Annotated in this window: 6 protein-coding genes; 2 read left to right on the top strand and 4 right to left on the bottom strand. The window is 39.7% G+C overall.

From position 1 onward, the window contains the following. Nucleotides 1-176 precede the first annotated feature (176 nt). Nucleotides 177-824 carry a hypothetical protein gene (locus DP117_RS23615; protein WP_169220680.1) on the bottom strand — a complete coding sequence of 216 codons (648 nt, stop codon included), beginning with the start codon at nucleotides 822-824 and terminating at the stop codon, nucleotides 177-179. Between the two features lie 257 nt (nucleotides 825-1,081). On the opposite strand from DP117_RS23615, the gene DP117_RS23610 reads away from it, so the two are divergent. Next, on the top strand, nucleotides 1,082-2,680 hold the full coding sequence (locus DP117_RS23610; protein WP_169220679.1) for an Hsp70 family protein: 1,599 nt from the start codon (nucleotides 1,082-1,084) through the stop codon (nucleotides 2,678-2,680). A gap of 46 nt (nucleotides 2,681-2,726) precedes the next feature. On the opposite strand, the gene DP117_RS23605 is transcribed toward DP117_RS23610, so the two are convergent. Beyond that, nucleotides 2,727-3,239, bottom strand: coding sequence for a L,D-transpeptidase (locus DP117_RS23605; protein ID WP_169220678.1), 513 nt, complete (start codon nucleotides 3,237-3,239; stop codon nucleotides 2,727-2,729). Nucleotides 3,240-3,654: 415 nt separating this feature from the next. Between DP117_RS23605 and DP117_RS23600 the strand changes: the two genes are divergently transcribed. Then, nucleotides 3,655-5,187 carry a SagB/ThcOx family dehydrogenase gene (locus DP117_RS23600; RefSeq protein ID WP_169220677.1) on the top strand — a complete coding sequence of 511 codons (1,533 nt, stop codon included), beginning with the start codon at nucleotides 3,655-3,657 and terminating at the stop codon, nucleotides 5,185-5,187. 162 nt (nucleotides 5,188-5,349) lie between these two features. Here DP117_RS23600 and DP117_RS23595 read toward each other — a convergent pair whose 3' ends face one another. Together DP117_RS23595 and DP117_RS23590 are read right to left on the bottom strand one after the other, a co-directional pair. Continuing rightward, nucleotides 5,350-6,357: a glycosyltransferase family 2 protein gene (locus DP117_RS23595; RefSeq protein ID WP_169220676.1), complete on the bottom strand. Its 1,008-nt coding sequence runs from the start codon at nucleotides 6,355-6,357 to the stop codon at nucleotides 5,350-5,352. 362 nt (nucleotides 6,358-6,719) lie between these two features. Next, nucleotides 6,720-7,265 carry a GNAT family N-acetyltransferase gene (locus tag DP117_RS23590; RefSeq protein ID WP_248277790.1) on the bottom strand — a complete coding sequence of 182 codons (546 nt, stop codon included), beginning with the start codon at nucleotides 7,263-7,265 and terminating at the stop codon, nucleotides 6,720-6,722. Between the last annotated feature and the right edge of the window lie 98 nt (nucleotides 7,266-7,363).

The raw sequence follows: 7,363 nt of genomic DNA, 5'->3' as shown, positions 1-7,363 counted from the left end.
CCAAATTTCACATTCTCCCAAAAACTTTCAGCCTTAACTGAACCGTATTGCTCTATATGCTCCATTGATATTTCTATACGTTCCTGGGACGACTTCTCTAAATTTTTTGCTCTTTTATCCATAACTCACATAACTCAATTTTTACTCAGAAAAGCGAATTATAAGCAACATTTTAACTACTTGTTTTTGAGATGATTCACAAAACCTAAATTTGTTTCTTTTGTTCTTTTTTTAAACTCAGTCAAATGTTCACGAATTTGAGTGCAATGAGTTTTAAAGGCAACAAAGTGACAACCAAGCTCTTTATATCGAGCACGAAGCTGTTTTGAATGAGTTTTAACTTCCTTTGAAGAAGCAACAATCTGATGAGCAAGATTATTTTTTAAAGGATTTGTTTGAAAACTTAACATGTCTGTCTTGTGCAATTCCTCTGGTTTAACTTCTTCGCCATAGATAATAGTCAGTAGCTTTGCTACTGATTTATGGGCAGATTTTTCACTTTTCAAAATTGTCTGAGCTAATTCCTTAGCCTCAAAGAGTGTTAAGTGGGCTAAACCTGCCAGAAGCAAGTTACCCCTGAAGGGGTAACTTGCTTCTGGCATGAGTGCAATACACAAATCTTTGTTTGTCGCATCCAATTCTTGCTCTACCTCTTCTAATTGCTGCTGTTTGTACTGTAAATGTACGTTTTGACTCTCTACCAACTCACGGAAAAACTCTACTTGCTCGCGTAAGAACTTTATCTCCTCAAAAGCAGCTAATAATTTTTCATCAGTGCAGGCTACCTGCTGTTCAACTTGGCGTTGTTGCCGCTTTTTCTGCATAACTTAAATTCTATTTTCTATAGAGGGGTAGTGCATCATTTAGCTTTGTTCTGATCTTGACATAAAAACTTAACAATAAGATCCTTCTTTTAGCCGTTGACTTACAATCGCTCAAACATTCAAAATTGCAAACTCAAAAAATGAATCGTCCCAACGCCACTACCGCCAAGGCTAGTGCTTATGGCGGGAGTCCCCTTGCAGAGGTTTAAGATGAGAAAATAATCTCACGCTTTGCATCGGTGAGATAATAAACAACTATGGCAATAGCAATAGATTTTGGTACAAGCAACACAGTTATCGCTCGCTGGAATCCTGTTACCCAACAACCAGAAACGCTCAACATACCTGGTTTATCCATTCAACAAAGTCTCAACCCCCCACTCATTCCCAGCTTGCTTTATGTTGAAGATGCCTCAAAAAAGCAAGTTTTGGTAGGTCAACAAGTGCGCGATCGCGGTCTAGACTTAAAAAATGACCCGCGATTTTTCCGCAGTTTCAAACGCGGTATTGGTGCAAATATCCAAGGTTTCTTACCAGAGTTAGATGGACAAATCGTCACTTTTGAGCAAGTAGGGCAATGGTTCCTTTCTCAAGTCATTGAACAGTTGGTACCACTGCAAGGAGGAATAGATTCTCTGGTGTTAACTGTACCAGTAGACAGCTTTGAGACTTATCGCCACTGGTTAGGACAAGTTTGCCAATCCCTCAGCGTCGAACAAGTGCGGATGCTGGATGAACCAACAGCAGCAGCTTTGGGGTATGGTATGATTGACCAAGAAATTCTCTTGGTAATTGACTTTGGCGGCGGAACGTTAGATTTATCTCTCGTGCGGCTAGATAAAACAGTGCAAAGAATTCAAAAGCCTGTAGGATTTCTTCTCAAGTGGGGTAACAAGTCTTTAGCACAAGACTCAAAGCAAAAGGTAAAAACTGCTCGTGTTTTGGCAAAAGCTGGACAAAACTTGGGTGGTACTGACATTGATAATTGGATAGTTGATTATTTTGCCAAAACTCAAGAGTTGGTGGTGAGTCCCCTGACAACACGACTTGCAGAAAGAGTGAAGATTCAACTTTCAACCCAAACCCAAGCGAGTGAAGTTTATTTCAACGATGAGACGTTTGAGAGTTATGAGTTAGAACTCAACCGCGATACTTTGGATGCTATCCTCACAGAACACTCGTTTTTTGAACGACTTGATGAGTCGATGAATTCCTTGTTACAGCAAGCACGACGCCAGGGAATTGAAGTTTCAGATATTAATGCTGTTTTACTCGTTGGTGGAACAGTGCAAATGAGCGCAGTACAAACATGGATTAAGCAGTATTTTGAACCAGAAAAAATTCGTTGTGAGCGTCCTTTTGAAGCCATTGCTCAAGGCGCTTTACAAGTTGCTCAAGACGTGGAAGTGAAAGATTTTCTCTACCATAGCTATGGTATCCGTTATTGGGACCGTCGCAACAACAGCCATAACTGGCATCCTATTATTAGGGCTGGACAACCTTATCCAATGAGTCAACCAGTACAATTAGTTTTGGGCGCTTCTGTAGAGAGTCAGCCAAGCATTGAATTAATTATGGGGGAATTGGGAGCAGACACAGGCGGTACAGAAGTTTATTTTGATGGCGATCGCCTGATCACTCGCAGTATTAGCAGTGGTGAAACAAATGTCAAACCCCTCAATGATAAAGATGGTGCCAGATCAATTGCTCAACTGACACCACCAGGATTTCCAGGGAGCGATCGCATCAAAGTCTGCTTTCAAGTTGATGAACAACGCTTTTTGCGAATCACTGTTGAGGATTTGTTGACAAATGAAACGCTCTTGGAGAATCAACTTGTGGCACAGTTGAGCTAAACATCTCTTGTAGTAAGCATTTCAGTGCTTACTACAAATCTATTCCCTATCTTTTCACCACCACTGGCGTTCCGATTGATGCCCACTTAAATAGCCACTTAGCTCTTTTAGGAGCGAGATTTACACAGCCGTGACTAACTGGTATCCCAAATCTTTTATGCCAGTAAGCACCATGAATTGCATAACCTCCACTGTAATACATTGTATGTGGAACGTCCGAAATGTCATAGTCTTCACCTTTCATTCGAGCAACCTTGTGCTTAGATTGGATTTGAAAAACACCAGTCGGAGTTGGGGTGGATTTCTTACCTGTGGAAACAATGACTCTATAGACGGGTGTGTTACCCTTCCAAGCTATTAAGCGTTGCTCTGAAAGGTCAATTTGAATCCAACGCTGCTCAGATTTTTGTAGAGTCTGGATTTTATCTTTAATCCTCTGCCCTTTTGATTGCGCCCAAACCTCATTTGAAGGGATACTCACAAAACTTAACGTCAGTGCTGTACCCACAAGAAATGCTTTTAACGAATGCGCCCATCTAGGATAATTCAGGTTTTTCATGGCATATATGCTCAAATGATAACAGAACTTAGGGAAGTCTTTAGCTTCTTTCTAAATTCTCCATCTGATTTGCTCCTAAACTCACTGTCAAAGTTGATTTTTTACCTGTTTGGCGGTACAGCAGGCGCGGAAATCAAGCTACCATGCAAGCAGGGGCAAAAAGCTTGTGATGTAAACTTTTTGAATCTTTTGCAGCCATACTTGCAAGACTTGCTCTATCTGTGGTTAGCTTATGAGTGACCAAAGGTAAGTAAAATTTTTATAAAATTTGTAAATCAAAAATGAAAAAATTTTGAATTTTACATTTTTAATCAAAAAATAAACACTCTTATTTACTCATTATTTGTGCTAATTAAGACGAAATGATGAGCCTCTAGAATGCCAAGATATGTAGCAGAAGCATATTTAAACTCTTATGCCAGAACTACGTCAGTCAATCGCTCAGCACTACCACCAACGAACTAAGTACGACCCGCAGACTATGACCTCTAAGGGTAAGGGGTTAGACTGGTCTAAGCAACCTGTGCCGTTCAAAGAGTACAAAATCGGCTCTACTTTTGACCTCAAACCCTATATCCAACAGAAATCCCAAGCTTTTGTTGATGAACCAAATGCTCAGTGGTGCCAACGGCTGTCGCGGCTACTCTTTTGTAGCTATGGAGTCACAGCAAAAATGCCTTCTATGGGAAGTACGGTTTATTTGAGAACAGCACCTAGTGCAGGTGGCTTGTACCCTGCGGAGATGTATGTTGTTTCTCGTGGCACTCCGTTTTTGCCAGGAGGAGTGTATAATTACCAGTGTCGAACTCACTCTCTTGTAGCTTATTGGGAAAGTGATGTTTGGCAAAAGCTCCAAGAAGCTTGTTTGTGGCATCCTACTTTGGAAAAGACGCAGTTAGCAATCATTATTACTGCGGTTTTCTATCGTTCAACTTGGCGATACGAAGATAGGGCTTACCGAAGAATTTTTTTAGATACAGGACACTTGTTAGGTAATATTGAGTTAGCGGGCGCGATGACTCACTATCGCCCTCACCTGATTGGTGGTTTTGTTGATGAAGCAATTAATGAACTGCTATATATCTCTCCTCAACAAGAAGGTGCGATCGCCGTTCTCCCCATAGCAGACTTGCTGGATATCAAGCAAAACATACGCACAGGGCGAACAACCTTACCCTCTGCTACCGAAACTAACTATCCTCATATTCCCGATGGTGAATTGCTGAAGTATTTTCATAACTGCACGCAAATTCCAGCAGGAACAAAAAGTCAGCTCAACTCACCTAAAATCAATCAAGAAAAAGCCATCAAAGATAAATATAACTTTCCTTTCTGTGAAAAAATTCCTACTGTTAGTCAGCCGATTGACTGGGGAAAAAGACTAGAAGGACTCGAAATGACCATTTTCAAGCGGCGTTCTACCCGTGCTTACACTGGTGGTGATTTAACATTTGATGAACTCAAAGCTTTACTGGATTTTTCTTACCAACCTCAACATTATGTTGACCAAGGTTTTGATAATTCAACTGATTACTTTGACCTAAATTTAATAGAAACATTTATTGCTGTTTCTGGAGTAGAAGGCCTTGAAGCCGGCTGTTACTATTACGCACCAAAATCACAAGAATTGCGACAAATCCGTTTTAAAAACTTCAGAAAAGAGTTACACTTCCTCTGTTTGGGACAAGAATTAGGACGAGATGCCGCAGCAGTTGTTTTTCATACAGCAGATTTAGAATCAGCAGTGAGTCAATATGGCGATCGCGTTTATCGTTATCTACACATGGACGCTGGTCATTTGGGACAAAGGCTTAACTTAGCTGCTATTCGCCTTGGTTTAGGTGTTAGTGGTATTGGTGGTTTCTTTGATGACCAAGTGAATGAAGTCCTTGGTATTCCTGCCGCTGAAGTTGTGCTATATGTAACTACTCTGGGAAGACCGAGGTAGTTTACGGATTATCAAACAAAGCCTACAAAAGTAGACTTTAAAAAATTGTTTTTGGAGATTTCATACGTGTAGAGACGTTACATCTAACGTCTCTACAAAGGCTCTCATTGTTGCAAAGAATCTAATCAAAAGCCGTATTGTGCTATGTATTTTATGCCATTTTTAAAAGACGGATTTTCTAGACAGCATAGAAAATAGTTTCTTTGTACGATAACCGCGATACTTTTCGTAGAGTAGAAAACTTGGTATTAGTTTTCTAAAACTGTAGAAAGCTTTAAGTTGTTTTTTGTGACTAATAGAAACTTTTTTATTGAGTACATGAACAGGCATGGAAACTATTGCTAATAATCTTTGAAAATTTTCTTCTTCTTTTTCCATAATGGCTTCGTCTAAGAAAAATTCTAAACCTGTTTGACAAAGACTGTTTAGTTCTGGATAATTCTTGATAAGACTTTCATAAAAAAGAAGATAATAATTTTTCATATAATTCCAACTATTGGTTCGATTTGACTGATGTTTCGTGTAGTAAGTACCAATAATTGGGGTGTAAATAAAATTCGCACCTGCCATTAAAATATCTACAGCAAAATGTCTATCTCCTAGTGCTTTGAGGTATTCTGGAAACTTTGTCTGACTCAAGATACTTTTGTTCATCAACATTGCTTGCTGAAGGGCGGGATGAGGTGAATCAGCAAGGAAGTCGGGAATGAGTAAACGTTGAATAAGTTCATCTTTGGTTAGTGATCCAATAATATTTTCCTGAGTGTTGACAATATTTTGATTCGCATCTAGAAACACCCGCTCATAATCGCAATAAAAGACTATATCGTCATGGATATGAGTTTTGTCTAAATAGCTGAGTTGAAATTGAATTTTGTCTTGATGAATCCAATCATCTGCATCTAGACATTGAATCCATTCACCTTGTGCTTTGTGAACACCAAAATTACGAGAGGAGGGAAGACCACCATTTTCTTTATAGTAGTATTTCACTCGCGCATCCTGACTCATCAATTGCTCAGCAACCTGACGAGTATTGTCAGTAGAACCATCATCAATAATTAAACATTCAATATCAGTAAAGCTTTGTCCTAAGACACTTTTTACTGACCGTTCAAGGTAGCAACCTTGATTAAAACAGTTGACAATGATTGAGACTTTAGGTGACATTTATAAAGAATTCCTTATTGATGATAAGTATGTTGATAAGCTAAAACTCAAGAATTGAGTGAATGTTTTTTTAAATAAATCTTAGTCTTAGATTTTTTGCCGCATTACAGTGTGTTTTCAGTCAAATGAAGCCTGTATCATATTGTTTCACATCTTGCACCAAGAAAAAGTTATGTTACTTAGTCACTCAGTATTCAACCAAAAGTCCTTTATTTAGGGAGAAAAGCCAAGAAAAATAATGTAGCTTTCTCACGCATATTTTTGGTTTGTACGGGCTTATACGGTTAGGTGCATTCCGGTGAGTTGTGAATACCGCATTAGTTTCCGTTACATAAGAGTTCCTTCCCCTGAATGTCTAATGACTATATCCCAGTTATGAGAGATAGAGTATCCGTCCACCCATAGGCAATTTCATTGAGTATACTCCCACCTGTCTCGTCCTGTTTTTCATAGACCTTCTGACCCCCAAGGGCTTCGTAAAATCTACACGCTGGGTTATCTGCTAAAACCCAAACCAACATCGAGTGAAACCCTGACTCATAAAGCCTTTTGACAAGAGTTTGGGTAAGGCAGCGTCCAATACCCTGTTGCTGATAAGCTTTTAGGATGTAGATGGCATATAATTCACTTTGGTATACTGAGTCTTTAGTTCGCTCAGGACCAGCACTGGCAAAACCAACAATCTGCCGGACTTCATTCTCAACTATATAGGTAAAATGATTACCCTCTACCGCTGTACTTAGTATTTGTACCCAGCCACTCTCTCGCTTCTCGTAGGACAGACTAGCAAGGTAGTCATCTGGTACTATCTTACGGTATGTCGTTCGCCAAGTATCTACATGAACCCTGGCGATCGCTGACGCATCGTCTAACCTGGCTTCTCGCACAATCATAAGATGAATCTCCATAAGCGATCCTCCTCCCTATTTTTGCACAGCAGAAATAGGGAGGAGAGCGTTTCGTTTTTGACTCGCTATTTTTTCCTACTGGTTCGCTTAAGGGTAGT

The sequence above is a fragment of the Brasilonema sp. UFV-L1 genome, assembly GCF_012912105.1.
Taxonomy (GTDB): Bacteria; Cyanobacteriota; Cyanobacteriia; order Cyanobacteriales; family Nostocaceae; genus Brasilonema.
The sequence above is the reverse complement of the archived record's forward strand: the minus strand, read 5'-3'. Positions and strand labels throughout refer to the sequence as shown.

Coding starts and splice junctions, on each gene's coding strand:
- DP117_RS23615 (WP_169220680.1), bottom strand. CDS start 824: ATGCAGAAAAAGCGGCAACAACGCCAAGTTGAACAGCAGGTAGCCTGC.
- DP117_RS23610 (WP_169220679.1), top strand. CDS start 1,082: ATGGCAATAGCAATAGATTTTGGTACAAGCAACACAGTTATCGCTCGC.
- DP117_RS23605 (WP_169220678.1), bottom strand. CDS start 3,239: ATGAAAAACCTGAATTATCCTAGATGGGCGCATTCGTTAAAAGCATTT.
- DP117_RS23600 (WP_169220677.1), top strand. CDS start 3,655: ATGCCAGAACTACGTCAGTCAATCGCTCAGCACTACCACCAACGAACT.
- DP117_RS23595 (WP_169220676.1), bottom strand. CDS start 6,357: ATGTCACCTAAAGTCTCAATCATTGTCAACTGTTTTAATCAAGGTTGC.
- DP117_RS23590 (WP_248277790.1), bottom strand. CDS start 7,265: ATGGAGATTCATCTTATGATTGTGCGAGAAGCCAGGTTAGACGATGCG.